At 46.6% G+C, this 18,717-nt stretch carries 17 protein-coding genes; 13 read left to right on the plus strand and 4 right to left on the minus strand.

The genetic code is table 11. The features are described 5' to 3' along the window. Window positions 1-596: 596 nt before the first annotated feature. Window positions 597-2,426, minus strand: coding sequence for an ABC transporter ATP-binding protein (locus tag FW758_RS20525; protein WP_446446365.1), 1,830 nt, complete (start codon window positions 2,424-2,426; stop codon window positions 597-599). A gap of 171 nt (window positions 2,427-2,597) precedes the next feature. Between FW758_RS20525 and FW758_RS20530 the strand changes: the two genes are divergently transcribed. From FW758_RS20530 to FW758_RS20560, 7 genes are all read left to right on the plus strand, one after another. Continuing rightward, the gene (locus FW758_RS20530; RefSeq protein ID WP_446446366.1) at window positions 2,598-4,289 is read left to right on the plus strand and encodes a DNA-3-methyladenine glycosylase 2 family protein; all 1,692 of its coding nucleotides are present in this window, start codon (window positions 2,598-2,600) and stop codon (window positions 4,287-4,289) included. Window positions 4,290-4,382: 93 nt separating this feature from the next. Continuing rightward, complete coding sequence (locus tag FW758_RS20535; protein ID WP_446446367.1) at window positions 4,383-4,940, plus strand: methylated-DNA--[protein]-cysteine S-methyltransferase; 558 nt, start codon at window positions 4,383-4,385, stop codon at window positions 4,938-4,940. A 47-nt stretch (window positions 4,941-4,987) separates the two neighbouring features. Next, window positions 4,988-6,271: a DEAD/DEAH box helicase gene (locus FW758_RS20540; protein WP_342899588.1), complete on the plus strand. Its 1,284-nt coding sequence runs from the start codon at window positions 4,988-4,990 to the stop codon at window positions 6,269-6,271. 72 nt (window positions 6,272-6,343) lie between these two features. After that, complete coding sequence (locus FW758_RS20545) at window positions 6,344-6,814, plus strand: phosphatase domain-containing protein (RefSeq protein WP_446446368.1); 471 nt, start codon at window positions 6,344-6,346, stop codon at window positions 6,812-6,814. Window positions 6,815-6,954: 140 nt separating this feature from the next. After that, window positions 6,955-7,851, plus strand: a complete 897-nt coding sequence (locus tag FW758_RS20550; protein ID WP_106650974.1) for a chemotaxis protein CheV — start codon at window positions 6,955-6,957, stop codon at window positions 7,849-7,851. Window positions 7,852-8,025: 174 nt separating this feature from the next. Further along, complete coding sequence (gene sstT, locus FW758_RS20555) at window positions 8,026-9,252, plus strand: serine/threonine transporter SstT (RefSeq protein WP_006082286.1); 1,227 nt, start codon at window positions 8,026-8,028, stop codon at window positions 9,250-9,252. A gap of 75 nt (window positions 9,253-9,327) precedes the next feature. Continuing rightward, on the plus strand, window positions 9,328-9,852 hold the full coding sequence (locus FW758_RS20560; protein WP_446446369.1) for a CIA30 family protein: 525 nt from the start codon (window positions 9,328-9,330) through the stop codon (window positions 9,850-9,852). 179 nt (window positions 9,853-10,031) lie between these two features. On the opposite strand, the gene FW758_RS20565 is transcribed toward FW758_RS20560, so the two are convergent. Then, the gene (locus FW758_RS20565) at window positions 10,032-11,411 is read right to left on the minus strand and encodes a Gfo/Idh/MocA family oxidoreductase (RefSeq protein WP_220590644.1); all 1,380 of its coding nucleotides are present in this window, start codon (window positions 11,409-11,411) and stop codon (window positions 10,032-10,034) included. Between the two features lie 350 nt (window positions 11,412-11,761). Here FW758_RS20565 and FW758_RS20570 point away from each other — a divergent pair, with 350 nt between their 5' ends. After that, the gene (locus FW758_RS20570; protein ID WP_011847210.1) at window positions 11,762-12,202 is read left to right on the plus strand and encodes a hypothetical protein; all 441 of its coding nucleotides are present in this window, start codon (window positions 11,762-11,764) and stop codon (window positions 12,200-12,202) included. 98 nt (window positions 12,203-12,300) lie between these two features. Here the strand turns inward: FW758_RS20570 and FW758_RS20575 are convergent, their stop codons facing one another. Then, entirely contained in the window at window positions 12,301-12,972 is a 672-nt protein-coding gene (locus FW758_RS20575; RefSeq protein ID WP_446446370.1) for an RluA family pseudouridine synthase, read from the minus strand. A 69-nt stretch (window positions 12,973-13,041) separates the two neighbouring features. Continuing rightward, a complete protein-coding gene (locus FW758_RS20580) occupies window positions 13,042-13,671 on the minus strand; it encodes an acyl carrier protein phosphodiesterase (RefSeq protein ID WP_446446371.1) in 630 nt (209 codons plus the stop codon). Window positions 13,672-13,881: 210 nt separating this feature from the next. On the opposite strand from FW758_RS20580, the gene FW758_RS20585 reads away from it, so the two are divergent. The 5 genes from FW758_RS20585 to secD all read left to right on the plus strand — a co-directional run bounded on the left by FW758_RS20585 (window position 13,882) and on the right by secD (window position 18,706). Next, window positions 13,882-14,091 carry a hypothetical protein gene (locus FW758_RS20585; protein WP_446446372.1) on the plus strand — a complete coding sequence of 70 codons (210 nt, stop codon included), beginning with the start codon at window positions 13,882-13,884 and terminating at the stop codon, window positions 14,089-14,091. Between the two features lie 63 nt (window positions 14,092-14,154). Further along, on the plus strand, window positions 14,155-15,192 hold the full coding sequence (gene queA / locus FW758_RS20590) for a tRNA preQ1(34) S-adenosylmethionine ribosyltransferase-isomerase QueA (protein WP_446446373.1): 1,038 nt from the start codon (window positions 14,155-14,157) through the stop codon (window positions 15,190-15,192). 162 nt (window positions 15,193-15,354) lie between these two features. Next, entirely contained in the window at window positions 15,355-16,479 is a 1,125-nt protein-coding gene (gene tgt, locus FW758_RS20595; RefSeq protein ID WP_106650965.1) for a tRNA guanosine(34) transglycosylase Tgt, read from the plus strand. Between the two features lie 26 nt (window positions 16,480-16,505). Then, complete coding sequence (gene yajC / locus FW758_RS20600) at window positions 16,506-16,838, plus strand: preprotein translocase subunit YajC (protein WP_006082276.1); 333 nt, start codon at window positions 16,506-16,508, stop codon at window positions 16,836-16,838. Between the two features lie 17 nt (window positions 16,839-16,855). Further along, window positions 16,856-18,706: a protein translocase subunit SecD gene (secD, locus tag FW758_RS20605; protein WP_011847205.1), complete on the plus strand. Its 1,851-nt coding sequence runs from the start codon at window positions 16,856-16,858 to the stop codon at window positions 18,704-18,706. The last annotated feature ends 11 nt before the right edge of the window (window positions 18,707-18,717 follow it).

Raw genomic sequence — 18,717 nt, forward strand, 5'->3', positions numbered from 1 at the left:
TTTTAATCAAGGTTTATCGAAACTTTGGTTAAAGACAATAAACCACCTCAAGGTGGTTTTTTTGTGTCTGAATTTTGAATATTAAATCGAGATCTCCCCGATTCATTTACGAGTCATACGCCTCGAGTTATTTGCCGATTCCGAATTTACCCACCAATCAAACCATCCACATTAAGATAAATGATGCTTCGAGAGACATACTTAGTGCGGTGAAGTCATTCTGTTCAATCGTGTGATAAGAATTATTTAAGTGTTTTTCTGCTTAACTTTGTACTAGCCCATGGTTAAAACTCACCTTTCGGATTATTGAGTGTGTTGGCACTTTGAATGCTGCCACTCTTAATGGTGATACTTGGAACCTTTAATCGCGATTGATCTCATGTTTCCAACAGCTCAACGAGTGAAGTTTGAAGTGATTTGTGCTTACTGCATCTATTGTGATTGATGCATAGCGTATTGCTGCGATGAATATAAGGGCAATTATAAGAGTGAAGATTTGCAGGAAGAGAGTTAAATATGGCGGACACTTATTTGAGTTTGAGATAAAAAAGGCGACTCTCATTACAGAGTGTCGCCTTTGTCATTTAACTTTTAATTTAATCTACACCTAAGAACCCACCAGTTTGGTGGGCCCAAAGCTGGGCATAAATACCGCCAGCGTCAATCAGTTCTTGGTGCGTGCCTTGCTCAACGACTCGGCCTTGATCTAATACAATTAACCTGTCCATCGCGGCAATAGTAGAAAGTCGATGGGCGATTGCAATGACTGTTTTACCTTGCATTAACTCATATAAACTTTCTTGAATGGCGGCTTCGACTTCAGAATCAAGCGCTGAGGTGGCTTCATCAAGTAGCAAAATCGGCGCATTTTTTAATAAAACCCGCGCGATGGCGATACGCTGTCTTTGGCCCCCAGAAAGTTTTACGCCACGTTCACCCACTTGGGCATCTAAACCATGATTACCGTGAGGGTCACTTAGATCCTTAATAAAGTCATAGGCTTGAGCTTGTTTAATCGCACTGTCGAGCTGTTCTTCGCTGGCCGTTGGATTGCCGTAAAGAATGTTCTCGCGGATAGTACGGTGCAATAGTGATGTATCTTGGGTTACCATACCGATTTGCGAGCGTAGCGAATCCTGCATAACTGTTTTAATGTCTTGATCGTCAATATTAATCTGACCTTTCTCGACATCGTAGAAGCGCATTAATAGATTCACTAAGGTCGACTTACCCGCACCAGAACGTCCCACTAAGCCAACTTTTTCACCAGCCTTAATATTCAGATTCAGATCTTCAATTACTCCTGTTTGCTCACCGTAATGGAAACACACTTGGTTGAAATCAATCTTACCCTGATTGACGACCAACGGCTTGGCGTTTGGCTCATCTTGGATGATCGTTGTTTTCGATAAGGTGTTCATCCCATCGGTGACAGTGCCGATATTTTCAAATAACGAACTGATTTCCCACATGATCCACTGTGACATGCCGTTTAAGCGTAGTGCTAAACTGACCGCAATGGCGATGGCGCCTACCGTGATTGCATTATCAGTCCACAGAGCTATCGATACAGCGGCAATGCTGAATGCGAGTACATAGTTGATAATTTGCACGCTGACACTGATACCCGTTACTAAGCGCATCTGGCGATAAACCGTGTCTAAGAATATCCGCATGCTGGATTTGGCGTATTCGGCTTCTTTTTGCGTGTGGGCAAATAGTTTCACTGTGGTGATGTTGGTATAACTGTCGACAATACGGCCTGTCATGGTCGAGCGCGCATCGGCTTGTTCGGTAGAGACACTTTTGAGCCTAGGTACAAAGTACCATTGCAGCCCAACATACAGTGCAAGCCAGATGAGCATAGGTATGACTAAGCGCAGATCTGCGCTGGCGATCATCACTAACATAGAAGTGAAATACACGAGAATGTATACCAATACATCGAGTAATTTCATCACAGTTTCACGCACGGCTAGGGAGGTTTGCATGACTTTGGTGGCGATTCGGCCAGCAAAATCATCTTGATAAAATGACACACTTTGCTTTAGCAAATAACGGTGGGCGAGCCAACGGATCGACATAGGATAATTGCCGAGCAAGGTTTGATGCATGATAAGCGCATGCAGCAATACCAAGATTGGCATCACAATCAGCACCATGCCTCCCATCAGCATCAATGTCGTGCCTTCGTCTTGAAATAAGGTTTCAGGATTTTCTTTCACAAGCCAATCCACTAATTGGCCCATAAATCCGAACAGGGACACTTCAAGCATTGCCAGCATAGCGGTTAGCACTGACATTAAGATCAGCGGCAGTTCGTAGCCTTTAGTGTAGTGGCGGCAAAAAGCATAAACCCCTGTGGGTGGCTTAGTCGGTTCATCATCGGGGAGGGCTTCAACCCAAGATTCAAATCGTTTAAACATGAATTAGCTCTATGGTGAGATAAAAATAGTCGCGTATAGCATATAGGATTTCATTCCCTAAAAGCATTGAAATGATTGAGTTCCGTTTTCCGCTAGTGCTATATGCTAGTTTTACGTAAAGTAATGAACAAGAAATTAATTGTGAGCGAATATTGTCGGGCGTGATGAAAAATGAGTACAGATAGAGCGTCTGAGAGTGCGATTAAGCGTGATGAAATAGACTCAGTGCATTCACTGGAATCAAGTGCGGGGCTACTTTCTGCGTCCATTTGCCGTGAGGCGAGGATGAGCCGCGATCCGCGTTTTGATGGTAAGTTTTTTGTGGGCGTATTAACGACGGGCATTTATTGCCGTACCGTGTGTCCCGCCGTCGCGCCAAAAGAGCAAAATGTGCGTTATTTTGATTCGGCCGTGAAAGCCGCACAGGCGGGATTACGCCCGTGTTTGCGTTGTCGGCCCGACAGTGCGCCAGGTTCAAATCCATGGAAAGGCACTGGCACAACGTTGGCGAGGGCCATTAGTTTAATTGAAGCGGGTGCCTTAGCGGGGAAATCATCGGGAGAGCCTGCGTCGACTGTGACACAATTGGCTGACAGATTAGGGATCAGTAGTCGTTATCTGAATAAGCTCTTTACCGAAGGTTTTGGCACTTCGCCTAAACAATATGCCTTATACCGGCAGTTACTGTTTGCAAAACAACTGCTACATCAAACCCAATTACCTATCACCCAAGTCGCGTTGGCGGCGGGTTTCAACAGTATTCGCCGTTTCAATGAGGCATTTAAGCAAACCTTACAATTGACGCCAACGCAATTAAGAAAGACCGCGTTAACTAAGGCTGCAAAGGAGCAGGTTATTGATTCATCAACAGGATTCGGTGAAATTGATACTTTGGGTGAATTTGTGCCGCACTATGGATTAACCTTATATCAATACTATCGACCCCCATTGGATTGGGCATCGCAGCTGGCATTTTATCGCTTACGTGCGGTAACAGGGATGGAATGGTTCACACCACAGATGAGTCATCCACAAGCGAGCGATGTCGTTGGCGATGAGGCGTCCGTGGTAGATGAGGCCAAAGCTGGCGATAATGGGCTCGAATATGGTCGCTGTTTTGCCCTAGGTAAGATGCGCGGCACAGTGCACATTATCCATGAGCCTAAGCTGAATCGCTTCAAACTTGCGATTGCTTTGATCGAAGATTCTGTCGTTGATGAGCTGCAATTGCTGGTCACTGAGGTGCGGCGCATTTTAGATCTCGATGCGGATATGCAGCAGATTGAACAAGGTTTAAGTACGCTACCGAGTTTAGGTTTAACGCCGTTTTCGGGACTTCGCATTCCTGGCGCTGGATCTTTATTTGAAGCGGTTTGCCGCGCGATTTTGGGCCAGCAAGTGACGGTCGTGCAAGCAACTAAGTTACTGAATATATTGGTTGAAGCCTATGGGGAGCGTTTTAGTCTCAATGGCCGTGAGTATCGATTATTCCCAACACCCGAGGCGATTCGTGAGGCAGGTTTAACTGAGCTTAAAATGCCGGGCGCCCGTAAATTAGCCCTCAATGCGCTCGCGGCGTTTATCTGCGAACATCCTGAGGCGAGCGTCGATGATTGGCTTAGCGTTAAAGGCATAGGTCCTTGGACGATAGCGTATGCCAAGCTTCGTGGCTTGGGCGATCCAAACGTGTTTTTGCATTCGGATTTGATTGTTAAAAAGCATTTATTGGCCTTATATATCAAGAACAATAGGTTGGATGAAACAGCCGCTGCAGCGGTGAGCTATCCCCAATTGTGCGAGCAGCTGAGCCAACAAATTGCCCCATGGGGCAGTTATTTAACCTTTCAGCTTTGGCATCAATAACCATTAAGCTGTCTCACATTGAATGGCCAGTTTAAAAAGATGAGTAAGCAGTTCAGTTAAGAACCAAATTAAGATCAAATAAAGAGACAGATTATGAAACATGTGATTCGTCAATTGAGCCAAGCGCCAAGCATTGCAGAATATCAACCCTGCGCCGTGGATATGTTTATCAGTCCTGCCGGAATATTGCAGTTAAATGCCAATGCCTATGGACTGAGCCATTTAACGGTTGTCGGCTCGGATCGCACTGAGATTGCGCTTGCCAAGGCGAGTGAGGATGCCCTCAATCAAGCTAAGGCGCATATTCGTGAAACTCAGGCGCAGCTCGCGGATTACTTTGCGGGTGAGCGGGTTGAATTTGATTTAAAACTCGCGCCCAAGGGCACTGAATTTCAGTGCGACGTATGGCAAGCCTTGCTCAATGTAGATTACGGCCAGAGCTGTAGTTATGGGCAGATTGCCGAGCAAATCGGTCGGCCTAAGGCGGTGCGCGCCGTGGGCGCGGCCAATGGTGCCAATCCCATCGCGATTATCGTGCCTTGTCATAGAGTGATAGGCAAAAATGGCAAGTTAACGGGTTACGCCTACGGGCTTGCGATGAAACAGCAGTTGTTAACGCTGGAAACTGACAAGCACTGCCTCGATATTTAAGCTAGAATAGCCGCCTATTAAGATATTGGTGAGCAGTTAAACTTTCTATGACTCAGGCTTCTTCCTCTGCGGCAAGCTTTGCCCAACTCGGCATTATTGCACCTTTGCTAAATCGACTAACCGAATTAGCGTATGTTTTGCCCACACCAGTACAGGCGGCGACGATCCCCGCTGTGCTTGTTGGGCGGGATGTGTTAGCCGGCGCCAATACGGGCTCGGGTAAAACGGCAGCCTTTGCCGTGCCGCTGTTGCAGCAACTTGTTGAAGCAAAAACAGACGATAAGACAGGCGCTTATGTTCGCTGTTTGGTCTTAGTCCCAACCCGTGAATTAGCCCAGCAAGTCGCTGACAGCTTTCTGTCCTATGCCTCGCATTTGAATGGCAAACTGAAAATTGTCGCTGCGTTTGGCGGTGTGTCAGTCAATGCGCAAATGCAGAGCCTACGCGCTGGTGCCGACGTATTAGTGGCAACGCCGGGCCGTTTGTTAGATCTGTTGTCGAGTAATGCCATCAAACTTAACCGCGTTAGCGCCTTAGTCCTCGATGAAGCTGACCGCATGTTAAGCCTTGGTTTTACAGAAGAATTAGCCAAAGTGCTCGACGCTTTGCCCGCCAAGAAACAAACCTTATTATTCTCAGCGACATTCCCTGAAGAAGTCCGCGAATTAACGGCAAAACTGCTGAATGATCCGCTTGAATACCAATTGCAAAGTGAACAAGAAAGCACGATTCATCAGCGGGTGATTACCGTTAATCGTCCGATGAAAACCGCATTATTGGCGCATCTGATTAAAGAACATCAGTGGTCACAGGCGTTGATTTTTGTGAGTGCTAAAAATACCTGTAATCATTTAGCGCAAAAGTTATCTAAACGTGGGATCAGTGCCGAAGTCTTCCATGGTGATAAAGCCCAAGGCGCGCGTACGCGGGTGCTCGATGGCTTTAAAAACGGTGAGATCAGCGTGTTAATTGCGACCGATATCGCAGCGCGTGGGATTGATATCGATAAACTCCCCGTGGTGATTAACTTTGATTTACCCAGAAGTCCTGCGGATTATATGCATCGTATTGGCCGTAGTGGCCGCGCCGGTGAAGCAGGCTTAGCTGTGACCTTGATCTCCCATGAGGATTATCACCACTTTGGCGTGATAGAGAAAAAGAACAAGCTTAAGTTAGTGCGTGAGCAAATTGTCGGTTTTGAAGCCGATGATGAAATGCCAGTCGAACTGTTAGAACAAGCTAAACCTGTCGCCAAGCCCGAAGGTATGGGTAAAAAAAAGCGTAAACAGTTGCCGGCTGCCAATGCTGAATTTTGGGGCAAAAAATCTTAAGTCGTTGGAAACAAGCTATTCTTAGCTTATCTCTGGCGTTCCTTGTCATCTCACTTGTCGTAGGTAAGGTTTATGCAACACTTATTCTGGTTAGTTGAAGGTAAAGTCGCAGGGCGCAGTGGTCCCAATAAAGATGCTTGGGATTTGCAGGCGCTTAAAGAGGCCGGTATTGGTGCCATCCTGTCGGTCAATGGGGGCGAAGGCTGCGAGCCTAGCACCTTTAAAAAGCTCGATTTACGTTACGAATGTATTCCCTTTTCGCGCAATGTGCCGCCCCAAGATGGGGATGTGGCGATTTGTGTCGCTCAATTGCCCAAGGCATTAGCTTTTATCCAACAGTGTGAAGCCGATGGCTTACCTGTGGTGATCCATTGCCGTTCTGGTAAGGATCGCACCAGTCTTATCATGGCCTATTACTTAATGGTCAATGGTGCTGCGCCATTACACGCTGTCAGCCAAGTACGCAGTATTCGCGATATCGCCTTTACTGCCGATGGCTGGGATCAATTCGCCTTTGACGTTTTGTACGCATTACAAGACTAAGCCTTCTGTAGTCGTCTCAGGGCCGAACCTATTCATTAATAGGCATAATAGTTTCATTCGTTTGACCTTAGTCATCAAAATTTTACTGTGTTAAGGTTAAGCTATCCGCAGGTTGGTTTTAGTGAGTTATCTATCTAATTATGAAAAGTAAGGCAAGTCAGTCACAGGGATTACTACTGTTTCGGTTATCACAAACGCAAGTGTTTGCCTTAGGCACGTTGAAAGTGCGTGAGCTGGTGCCGTACACACGTCTCAGCAAAATCCCCCAATCTCATCCGACGATTCTGGGGGCTTCAACTATCCGTGGTCATACGATTCCTATCATAGATATGGCGGCGGCGATTGGTTATCGGCCAATAGCCCCTGAAGAGCGGGAAAAGTGCTACATCATCATCACTGACTGTCAGCGGATGATCATTGGTTTCTTGGTGCGCGGTATCGATAAGATTATTGAATGTAACTGGCGTGATATTGAAGCTCCTTCGTCTAGTTTAGGGAAAAATGCCTATTTGACGGGCGTGACACGTTTTGAGGACCAACTGGTACAGTTACTTGACGTTGAACTGTTATTGTCGAAAATCTTCCCCGATGATCCACAGACGAATCGGGCTATTTTGACTGACGTACAACGTGAAAAACTTAAACCTATGAATATCTTATTGGTGGATGATTCTAAGGTGGCGCGTAAGCAGTTATCCGACGCCCTTGATATGATTAACATTCCTTATCGAGTCACCGCCGACGGTAAAGAAGCGCTAGTCATGATGGAGCAAGCGGCACTGGAACATCACCCGATAGATATTTTGGTGAGTGATATCGAGATGCCGGGACTGGATGGTTACGAATTGGCTTTTGAAGTGCGTGATAATCCACTGACTGCCAAGGCCTACATCATTTTGCATACGTCTTTATCCAGCGAAATTAGCGTGAGTCAGGCCCATCAAGTTGGGGCGAATGAAGCACTGACTAAGTTCGATGCCCACGAGTTAATCGACGCCATGTTACGGGGTGCCGATCTCGCCTTAGATAAGCGCTAATCTGGCGCTTGTTAGTTTTTTGTATGCTTTTTGCGGGGCTAGGGTAATTTAGTTAGCTTATTTCCCCGCAAAACTAGACAAGTCCAGTCACATCCTATAAAAACCTTATTGGCCTCATTTCCGAAGGTGCGCGTTGGGGATCTCAACCGAAATATAATAACGATAGGTTAAACCATGAAACAAGAATCATCATTGTTAGCTAAGTTGGCTAATGGCAGTCTCGTAATACAAATCTTTTTGGGGATCATCGCTGGTGTGGTCTTAGCCAGTTTTTCACCGAGTAGCGCGAAAGATATCGCCTTCTTAGGCAGTTTATTCGTTGGTGCATTAAAAGCGATTGCTCCCATCTTAGTCTTTATCTTAGTGGCGTCATCGATTGCTAATCAAAAAAAGAATACTCAAACCAATATGCGTCCCATTGTGGTGCTGTATTTATTCGGCACTTTCGCAGCCGCATTAACCGCAGTACTCCTGAGTTCGATCTTCCCGACTAACTTAGTTTTAGTTGCTGGCGTAGAAGGCACTAGTCCACCACAGGGCATTGGTGAAGTCATTCATACCTTGTTATTCAAACTGGTTGATAACCCAGTCAATGCGTTAATGACGGGCAACTATATTGGTATCCTCGCTTGGGGTGTGGGCTTAGGTTTAGCCTTACATCACGCTACCGATTCGACTAAACAAGTGTTTGCCGACATGAGCCACGGTATTTCACAAATGGTGCGTTTTATTATCCGTTTAGCGCCTATCGGTATTTTTGGTCTCGTTGCGGCGACATTTGCCGAAACCGGTTTTGCGGCGATTGCAGGTTATGCCCAGTTATTGGCCGTGCTATTAGGTGCGATGGCTATTATTGCTTTAGTTGTTAATCCATTGATTGTGTACGTGAAGATTAAACGTAATCCGTATCCGCTGGTATTTCAATGCTTGCGTGAAAGTGGTGTGACGGCGTTTTTTACTCGCTCGAGCGCGGCAAACATTCCGGTGAATATGGCGCTGTGTGAAAAGTTAAAGCTGCATGAAGACACTTATTCAGTTTCTATTCCCTTAGGTGCCACCATCAACATGGGCGGCGCGGCGATCACTATTACCGTATTGACCTTAGCGGCGGCGCATACCTTAGGCATTCAAGTCGATTTACTGACCGCCTTGTTATTGAGTGTTGTTGCTGCTGTTTCAGCTTGCGGCGCATCGGGAGTGGCGGGTGGTTCATTATTGTTGATCCCACTGGCTTGTAGCTTGTTTGGTATTTCTAACGATGTTGCCATGCAAGTGGTCGCTGTTGGCTTTATTATTGGTGTGGTTCAAGATGCTGCAGAAACCGCATTGAACAGTTCAACCGACGTTATCTTTACCGCTGCCGCTTGTGAAGCCGCCGAGAATAAAGCTAAACTGAGTTAACGAGTGCTGTTATTCGTATCGAAAAGTATTATGGAAGCAGTCACTTAGGTGGCTGCTTTTTTTATGGGAGTCGTTATGATCTTTTTTGATTTTAGCGTGCTAGATGCCGCAAAACCCTGGTATGGGATAAATGACACTGTGATGGGCGGTTTGTCCCGCAGTAAAATGACGGTTTCACCTTTGGGTTATGGTGAGTTTAGTGGCCATGTGTCGCTGGCAAATGGCGGCGGGTTTGCCTCAGTGCGTTGTGAGTTTAGCTCTATAGATGTCAGTGAGTTTACTGGGATTTACCTCGAACTCGATGGCGACCGAACTAAAGACTATAAAGTGAATTTAAAGGATGTCGACACACCACAAAGTACGGTGTATCAAGCGCCTATGCCCACGCCAACTCACCAAACCTTTGGCGTGAGTAGTGCCAGAGTATTGAATTGGCAGCGGATAGAAATTCCATTCCGTGATTTCAAGCCCCAATGTCGAGGTAAACCCATTTCCCGAGTGGCAATAGATTTAAGCCAAGTCTGTAGTCTAGGGCTAGTGATTGGTGCCCAGCAGAGTGGTGATTTTTCTTTGAAAATCAGAGGCATTGGCTACTACTAACGCTTGTAATGAGTTTCTTATGGTGAATTTATTGTCGCGAGTTTCTTACCGCTAAGTGCTTATGGCTGATGGCGCGGGTCATCTCAGGACTTAATTTAACAGTAAGAAAAAGGATAAGGCCGAAGCACTTATCCTTATGGTGAACTCATTAAAATGATGTGTTTGGCGAAAGCCGCAGTTTAAGCGCCAACAATCCCTAATGGTTTGGCGGTTTGCCATGCCCCGCGGGTAAAATCAGGGAAGGTGACAGAGTTACTGCGATCATTAAGTGAATGTTCACTTAAGATATTCACCACCGACCAAGACGCGCCATCGTACACATCCTGATCTAAAGCCTCGCCATTGCGTAGGCAATAAATCATGCGCCATAGCATCACAAAGTCCATGCCGCCGTGGCCGCCGTTAATTTCAGCCTCTTTTCCTATGCGCTGCCACAGTGGGTGATCGTATTTGTCGTACCACTTTTGCATGTCCATATCCCACTCGTGGTAACTTTGACCAAAGCCACCATTTTCGACGGCGATACGATTCGGGAAGCCAGCAAACACGCCATTTGTTCCTTGGATTAAATTATGGCGACTGTAAGGTCTTGGGGTCGTAGTGTCATGCTGGACCATGATGGTTCGGCCCTTAACGGTCTTAATCAGACTGGTATTGATATCCCCATTGATATACTTGAGCTGATTACGTTCATGATCGGCGGGAAATTCACGTTTAGCATAGAGCGCACGGCCAAGGGCAGGCGAACTCATTGAGGTTAGATAATCGAACCTGTCACCGCGGTTGATGTTCATATACTGGGAAACTGGCCCTAAACCGTGGGTAGGGTACAAGTTACCGTTACGTTTGGTATGCCAGTAAGTGCGCCATGAGCCTGTCTTATGATCGATCTCTTTCATCTGCCAACGTAGCTCATGGATGTAGGCGGCTTCGCCGTGGAGTAGCTCACCAAACACGCCTTGACGCACCATGTTGAGCACCATCAGTTCTTCGCGGCCGTAGTTGACATTCTCCATCATCATGCAGTTTTTCTGAGTGCGCTCAGCAGTATCGACAACTTGCCAGCACTCCTCAACCGTGAGCGCCATTGGCACTTCGACAAAGGCATGCTTGCCGCTCTCCATGGTTTCTATCGCCATTGGCGCGTGCCATTCCCATGGGGTTGAAATAATCACAATATCGATATCATCGCGGCTCAACAGATCGCGATAGCTCAGATCATTACCTGTATAGACAGCCGGTGTTGGTCGATTCTGTTTAACGATATGATCCACGGCCCTGTCGACTACCGCTTGATGGGTATCACAAATGGCTTTGAGTTCAACGCCTTGTAAATGGCAGAATTGCTCGACATGGCTAAAACCCCGCTCGCCAACACCGATAAAACCGACTCGGACCACGTCCATCTTAGGTGCTATGAGTCCGATAACGGATTTACCCACTTGCGGTTTAGGGGCGACGCTACTGGCGTAGGCATTGAGAGCAATATTGGCAGTAACGAGTCCTGCAGTAGCGGCACCTGCGGCCTTAAGAAAATTACGACGATGAATGTTATGCATAGCGCTTCCTGCTTTATTTTTGTTTTGTAGGGATATTGAAATATCACTTGGTCTTATTTGTACGGTAATTCATTTATGGGTTATATCAGAAACCCCATTCAAATTGGCAATAAAGATGTAACAAGCTCATTCAGCTCGGTAGATAAGTCTTTTAGCTGCCTTTACTTTAGCGATAAGTAAATAGTGATAAAGATCGCGTTTTTATTTGTAGATTGAGCTACACTGCCGATTAATTAATCAAAGGTATTTATCTTTTATATTTTAAACATTTAGCAAATTTAAATTAACCATAAAGTTACATTTGACGGGCGGTTTGAAGTAATTTGCTGTAGTGGGGAGTAAAGCGTTAAATGGGTTCTATGCTTAATGTACTACCACAACTGACATTCACTTTAGGTGATTGGGTATTGCATAAGGATATCAGGATGTCTGGGATTGAAAAACGCCGTCGCCTTCATTGGCGGGAGACAGATATGCAAAATCGTGAAATTATAGGTCGTTGGTTAGATGGGCGTCCTTTATTGGGTGATAAAATTACCCTCTATAAAGAAGACGAAAAATATTTTTTAGAAACTTGGTTTAGCGATGGCTGCCATAGTTTAGATGAAGTCTATATGTCGCAAACCGCTGAAGGCCATAAGCTGGAAGATGTGGGCGGTAATTTCTTTGGTGAATTCTTTATCGTGACACAGTCACAGCAATTACAATTTTGTAATGAGCAGGGCTGTTATTTCCAAGCGGATAAATTAGCCGCCGATGCCGATTTTGCTCAAGGCATGCGCGTCGCTTAAACGACTGCAGTCGAATCCGTAAATAACTAAGGTCGCATTTTAGCTCAGTGCTAAGTCGCGACCTTTTGCTTTTATGGGGTTGCAGCTATTGGATTGAGTTATTCGCTAAAGGGATGTTTGCTGTTAAAAAAGAGCGGTTTAGCCGAATAGGGATGGGTCAGACTTAAGCTTTGTGCATGTAAACATAAACGCGGTGCGGCTTTGATAACCTCGGCATCACCGTAAAACTCATCGCCTAAAATCGCATGGCCTAGGGCAAGCATATGCACACGCAATTGATGGGTGCGGCCTGTTTCTGGCGAAAGCTCGACTAAGGTGCTGTTTCCTCGGCGTTCTAGTACACGGTAGTAGGTGAGGGCGCTTTTACCGCCAGTATCTCCTGCCTGTAGCGTCTTTTGATAGGGCGGATGCTCAGTGTCTGGCGCAATCGCGAGGTCAATCATGCCCTGTTCCTGCGGCACATGTCCCATCACTTCGGCAATATAGACTTTCTTACTCTGCCTATCTTGAAACTGCGTTTTTAAATGCGACTCGGCTTTTTTATTACGGGCGAACACCATAATGCCCGAGGTCGCGCAGTCGAGCCGATGCACTAAAATCATTTCTGGATAAAGGGTTTGTAAGCGGGTTAATGCGCAATCGAAGGTGTGAGCCGCTCGACCCGGATTAGACAATAATCCCGAAGGTTTATTGATGATAATCAGATCTCTATCTTTATAGCGGATGTCTAGCCAAGGAACTGCTGGGGGCTGGTAATCAAATATCTGCATTTTGTCCTCATTTTTGCGCGGCCATACTAGCAAAATTTACGCAGGCACACAGCATAATCTCATGCTCGCTTATTGCGAGAGGGGGGAGGGCAAATATTCAGCAGGCGTCTTACGGCTCCAAATACGGGTATAAGCCATCAGCTGCGGATAAAAAGTGCGGAACGCGGTTTCGATTTCGATCTGCATTTTATTGACGACTTTATGGGCATCTTTAAACAGTGCGGCTTGCGGATGCTGTTTTGCCACTTGTGCTAAGGCGTGCTGTAAGCCTTTTTCCGTGGTGTAGCTGCCTAGCCAATCAGCGCTACGCATGGCGGGCAAGAGTTTCAATAGTGCCTCAGGATGGTATGGGTCTACCCCTTGGGCGGCGAAAGTATCTAACGCGTCATAGGCCTTGTTGCTAAATTCATCCAAGGGTTGGTGATGATATTCTTCCCAATAATAAGCTAAATAGTGATCGAAACTCACGGCCATGAGTTCTGCTGCTATGCTTCTTAAGGGCGCAGGGAAAGCTTCCATTAATTCAATCGTGAGTTCGTGGCTGGCGCAGAGGGTATTAATCTCTTGGTTTAGCCATAACGCTTGGCGTAACTCAATTGGAGCTTGTACAACTGGCGCTTGAATATAGTTACCCGCCACATTGGCGGCAAGGTGTGTTTTACTGATGTCGGCGAGATGTAAGTGTGTAAGAAAGTTCATTATTTTGCGCTTGGTTAACCACGTCGGTTCACGGTATCATGCACAAGCGCGCTTAGGAAAGCGCGGAAGTCAAAAATGCAGTTTTTTTTCACTTTTTATTGATAGCGGGTGTTTGTTCATTACGAATAATCCTCATCAGCGTTAACGCTGTTCTAGCCATCAATATGAGAGAAAGTGAAATAAAATCAATAACCTTTTTTAGGATCATGGATGATGTGGAACTGGTTCACCAAAATGCTTGGTAGAGACGAGCAGCCGAAGCGCAAAAAAGTGCTGGTAGAAATCCCCTTTGAACAACACCGTTTTAGCATGGATGATTTCAACCGTTCACGGCTTAAATTCGATGCCGATGACAATCAGCCCCAAGATGGCGTCAATCCTGTGGATCCTGAGCAAGAAGTGGACGCTGGCAATAAGTAATCTTGATATTCTTGGCCTCTAACCATAGACTAGCCGCCGTTCTAAGCTACCTAGAGGCCTATCATGCGCGTTGCAGACTTTTCTTTCAATCTCCCCGATGAGCTGATCGCTCGTTATCCTATGGCGCAGCGTAATGCATCACGTCTGTTAACCTTAGACGGCAATTCTGGCGCGTTAGGCGACAAACAGTTTACCGATCTGCTGGGGATGATTAATCCTGGCGATTTAATGGTGTTCAACAATACCCGAGTGATCCCCGCGCGTATGTTTGGCCAAAAGGCCAGCGGCGGTAAGTTAGAAATATTAGTTGAGCGTATGCTCGATGATAAGCGCATTCTTGCTCACGTTCGCAGCTCAAAATCCCCGAAAGTCGATTCGTTAATTCTGCTCGACGGTGGCTATCAAATGAAGATGGTCGCCCGTCACGATACCTTGTTTGAACTTGAGCTGTTATCCGAGTTGACCATTCTAGAGGTGCTCGAAGCCGTAGGGCATATGCCGCTACCGCCTTATATCGACAGACCCGATGAAGATGCTGACAAAGAGCGCTATCAAACTGTGTATAACCAAAACCCAGGCGCCGTTGCCGCGCCAACGGCGGGGTTACATTTTGACGATGCCATGCTCGATGCATTAAAAGCCAAGGGTGTGAATATCGCCTTTGTGACTTTGCATGTGGGCGCGGGAACGTTTCAACCGGTGCGTGTTGATACCATTCTTGAGCACAAAATGCATTCAGAGTGGGCCAATGTGCCGCAGGATGTGGTCGATTTAATCGCGCAAACCAAAGCGGCGGGTAAACGCGTAGTGGCCGTCGGCACAACATCTGTACGTTCCTTAGAAAGTGCGGCTCGCGCCAGCCAAGGTGAACTCAAAGCCTTTAGCGGCGATACCGACATCTTTATTTATCCCGGTTATCAATTCCAAGTGGTCGATGCCATGGTGACGAACTTCCATCTCCCTGAATCGACCCTCATCATGTTAGTCAGTGCATTTGCGGGTTTTGATCATGTTATGGCGGCGTATCAACATGCTATCGCGCAAAAATATCGCTTCTTTAGCTATGGCGATGCCATGTTTGTGACGAAAAAAGCCCACTAGACCAAGATTTTGTTTTAAAATAGCCGCCCAAAGTGAGTATGGGCGGCAACTTTTTTTCGTCAAAAGGTTGAACCTTTTAACGCTGTCCCCATCTCTATTGTTAATCAAAATGGCATTAGCCATTAAAAATGTAGTCAGACTGTTTATCTGGCGAGGTGAATTATGAAATTTGAATTAGATACTACCGACGGCCGTGCGCGCCGTGGTCGGTTGATTTTTGACCGTGGCACAGTAGAAACCCCCGCATTTATGCCTGTGGGAACCTACGGCACAGTTAAAGGTATGACGCCAGAAGAAGTACGTGCCACAGGCGCAGACATTTTGCTCGGTAACACTTTCCATTTATGGTTGCGCCCAGGCGAAGAAATCATGCGTAAGCACGGTGACTTACATGATTTTATGAACTGGCAGCGTCCTATTTTAACTGACTCGGGTGGTTTCCAAGTATTCAGTCTTGGCGATATCCGTAAGATCACCGAAGAAGGTGTGCATTTCCGTTCGCCAATCAATGGCGAGAAAATCTTCTTAGATCCTGAAAAATCAATGCAAATTCAAGATGCATTGGGCAGTGATGTAGTGATGATTTTTGACGAATGTACGCCATATCCCGCAACTGAAGACGAAGCACGTAAGTCAATGCAGATGTCGCTGCGTTGGGCCAAACGTTCGCGTGATGAATTTGACCGTTTAGAGAACCCTAACTCTCTGTTCGGTATTATTCAGGGCGGTGTGTATGAAGATTTACGCGACGAAAGCTTAAAAGGTTTAGTCGATATAGGTTTCGACGGTTATGCCGTCGGTGGTTTGGCCGTAGGAGAGCCTAAAGCAGATATGCATCGCATTCTTGAGCATATTTGTCCGCAAATTCCTGCTGACAAACCTCGCTATCTGATGGGGGTCGGTAAACCAGAAGATTTAGTTGAAGGGGTACGTCGTGGTGTTGACATGTTTGACTGTGTAATGCCAACCCGTAATGCCCGCAACGGTCATCTGTTTACGAGTGAAGGTGTGATCAAAATACGCAATGCGCGTCATAGAGATGACACGTCACCACTCGATACTAAGTGTGATTGTTATACCTGTAAAAATTATTCACGGGCGTACCTTTACCACTTAGATCGTTGTAATGAGATTCTGGGTGCGCGTTTAAACACCATTCACAACTTGAGATACTATCAAATGTTAATGGAAGGTTTGCGCGGTGCGATTGAGACGGGTACATTAGACGCCTTTGTGGCGGACTTCTATACCAGTCAAGGTCGCGAAGTACCAGAGTTAGTCGATTGATTTTTTGCTAATAAGAAGAGAAAAATATGTTTATTTCAAATGCATACGCAAGCGCTGCCGGCGCACCACAAGGTGGCGGCACGATGGAATTGATTTTCATGCTGGCAATTTTTGGCCTGATTTTCTATTTCATGATTTTCCGTCCGCAATCAAAACGCGTTAAAGAGCACAAAAACCTGATGTCATCAATCAGCAAAGGCGACGAAGTGCTGACCAGTGGCGGGATTTTAGGCAAAATTGCAAAAATCAGCGACGAAAGCGATTACGTGTTACTGAGCTTAAACGACACGACTCAAATCACGATCAAAAAAGACTATATTGCAGCTGTATTGCCTAAGGGCTCTATCCAGTCGTTGTAAGCCAAGAGGGCTCAGGCGTGTTAAATAAATACCCAATGTGGAAAAACATTATGGTGATGCTCGTCATCGCCATAGGTTGTTTCTATGCCGTACCGAACCTTTTTGGTGAAGATCACGCGGTGCAAGTGGTGGCGACTCGAGGTGCTGAAGTTACGGCATCAACCCAAGCCAGTGTGAACGAGCTGTTAGCCAGTAAGGGCATTGCGGTAAAGCGCTCTGAGCTTGAAAAAGGTCAGTTGTTGGTCCGTGTGCAAAATGCGGATCAACAGCTACTGGCGAAAGAATTAATTGCTGACAGCTTAGGTGACAAGTTCACTGTGGCGCTCAACTTAGCCCCAGCGACGCCTAAATGGCTCGAGTCAATGGGCGGCAGCCCAATGAAACTCGGTCTCGACCTTCGCGGCGGTGTGCATTTCTTAATGGAAGTGGACATGGGCGAAGCGATTCGCAAGATGGAAGAGGCTAAAGTTGCCGATTTCCGTTCACAATTACGCGAAGAGAAAATTCGTTATGCTGGTATTCGTAGCAATACCACAGGTATCGAAATCAAGTTCCGTGATGCTGAAAGTCTCGCGAGTGCCGAGCGTTTCCTTAAGTCTCGCAGTAAAGATATGGTGTTCACTGATGCTAGCCGTGGCGAAGATTTTGCCCTGCAAGCTGTGATGAGTGACGTGTATCTTAAGCAGATTAAAGAAGAAGCACTGCAACAAAACATTACGACCATTCGTAACCGTGTAAACGAGTTAGGTGTGGCTGAGCCTGTAGTACAACGTCAAGGCGCCGAGCGCATTATCGTTGAGCTGCCAGGTGTGCAAGATACGGCTCGCGCCAAGGAAATCTTAGGTGCAACCGCATCGATTGAATTCCACATGGTCGATGACAAAGCTGATCCTAATGCTGCGCAATCAGGCCGTTTACCAGCGGGTTCTGAAGTGTACCAGCGCCGCGAAGGTGGCACTGTGATATTGAAGAAAGAAGTTATGTTGACCGGTGATCATATCACGGGCGCACAACCTAGCTTTGACCAGTACAGTCGTCCACAGGTTAGCATCAACCTTGATGCGAAAGGCGGCACCATTTTCTCTGACGTGACCAAAGACAACATAGGCAAGCCTATGGCGACATTGTTCATCGAATATAAAGACAGTGGTGAGCGCAATGCCGACGGCAGCGTTAAGATGCAGAAAATCCAAGAAGTGATTTCTGTCGCGACCATTCAAGCGCGTTTAGGCCGTAACTTTGTGATCACTGGCTTAAGCCATGGTGAAGCACAAAACCTCGCGCTATTACTGCGTGCCGGTGCCTTGATTGCCCCAGTGTCGATTGTTGAAGAACGTACCATTGGTCCAAGCTTAGGTGCTGAAAACATTCAAAACGGTGTGCAAGCTATGGTCTGGGGTATGGCGGTTGTCTTACTCTTTATGCTGGTTTACTACCGTGGCTTTGGTCTTATCGCCAACATAGCGTTAACCGCAAACTTAGTCATGGTTGTAGGCGTTATGTCTATGATCCCTGGCGCTGTGTTAACCCTACCTGGTATTGCCGGTATGGTGTTGACTGTGGGTATGGCGGTTGATGGTAACGTGCTGATCTATGAGCGTATCCGTGAAGAGCTTCGTGCGGGCCGTAGCGTCCAGCAGGCCATCCATGAAGGTTATGGCAACGCATTCTCCACCATCGCCGATGCGAACATCACCACTTTCCTAACGGCGCTGATCCTGTTTGCCGTAGGTACAGGCGCTGTTAAAGGCTTCGCGGTGACCTTGATGATAGGTATTGCGACTTCCATGTTTACTGCAATCGTGGGTACTCGCTCAATCGTTAACGCGATTTGGGGCGGTAAGCGCGTGAAGACTCTGTCTATCTAAGGGGAAGTGAC

It is taken from the genome of Shewanella sp. 1180_01 (assembly GCF_052850535.1).

Bases quoted from the DNA above. Each gene is read 5' to 3' on its own strand.
- FW758_RS20525 (WP_446446365.1), bottom strand. From the start codon at position 2,426: ATGTTTAAACGATTTGAATCTTGGGTTGAAGCCCTCCCCGATGATGAA.
- FW758_RS20530 (WP_446446366.1), top strand. From the start codon at position 2,598: ATGAGTACAGATAGAGCGTCTGAGAGTGCGATTAAGCGTGATGAAATA.
- FW758_RS20535 (WP_446446367.1), top strand. From the start codon at position 4,383: ATGAAACATGTGATTCGTCAATTGAGCCAAGCGCCAAGCATTGCAGAA.
- FW758_RS20540 (WP_342899588.1), top strand. From the start codon at position 4,988: ATGACTCAGGCTTCTTCCTCTGCGGCAAGCTTTGCCCAACTCGGCATT.
- FW758_RS20545 (WP_446446368.1), top strand. From the start codon at position 6,344: ATGCAACACTTATTCTGGTTAGTTGAAGGTAAAGTCGCAGGGCGCAGT.
- FW758_RS20550 (WP_106650974.1), top strand. From the start codon at position 6,955: ATGAAAAGTAAGGCAAGTCAGTCACAGGGATTACTACTGTTTCGGTTA.
- sstT (WP_006082286.1), top strand. From the start codon at position 8,026: ATGAAACAAGAATCATCATTGTTAGCTAAGTTGGCTAATGGCAGTCTC.
- FW758_RS20560 (WP_446446369.1), top strand. From the start codon at position 9,328: ATGATCTTTTTTGATTTTAGCGTGCTAGATGCCGCAAAACCCTGGTAT.
- FW758_RS20565 (WP_220590644.1), bottom strand. From the start codon at position 11,411: ATGCATAACATTCATCGTCGTAATTTTCTTAAGGCCGCAGGTGCCGCT.
- FW758_RS20570 (WP_011847210.1), top strand. From the start codon at position 11,762: ATGGGTTCTATGCTTAATGTACTACCACAACTGACATTCACTTTAGGT.
- FW758_RS20575 (WP_446446370.1), bottom strand. From the start codon at position 12,972: ATGCAGATATTTGATTACCAGCCCCCAGCAGTTCCTTGGCTAGACATC.
- FW758_RS20580 (WP_446446371.1), bottom strand. From the start codon at position 13,671: ATGAACTTTCTTACACACTTACATCTCGCCGACATCAGTAAAACACAC.
- FW758_RS20585 (WP_446446372.1), top strand. From the start codon at position 13,882: ATGATGTGGAACTGGTTCACCAAAATGCTTGGTAGAGACGAGCAGCCG.
- queA (WP_446446373.1), top strand. From the start codon at position 14,155: ATGCGCGTTGCAGACTTTTCTTTCAATCTCCCCGATGAGCTGATCGCT.
- tgt (WP_106650965.1), top strand. From the start codon at position 15,355: ATGAAATTTGAATTAGATACTACCGACGGCCGTGCGCGCCGTGGTCGG.
- yajC (WP_006082276.1), top strand. From the start codon at position 16,506: ATGTTTATTTCAAATGCATACGCAAGCGCTGCCGGCGCACCACAAGGT.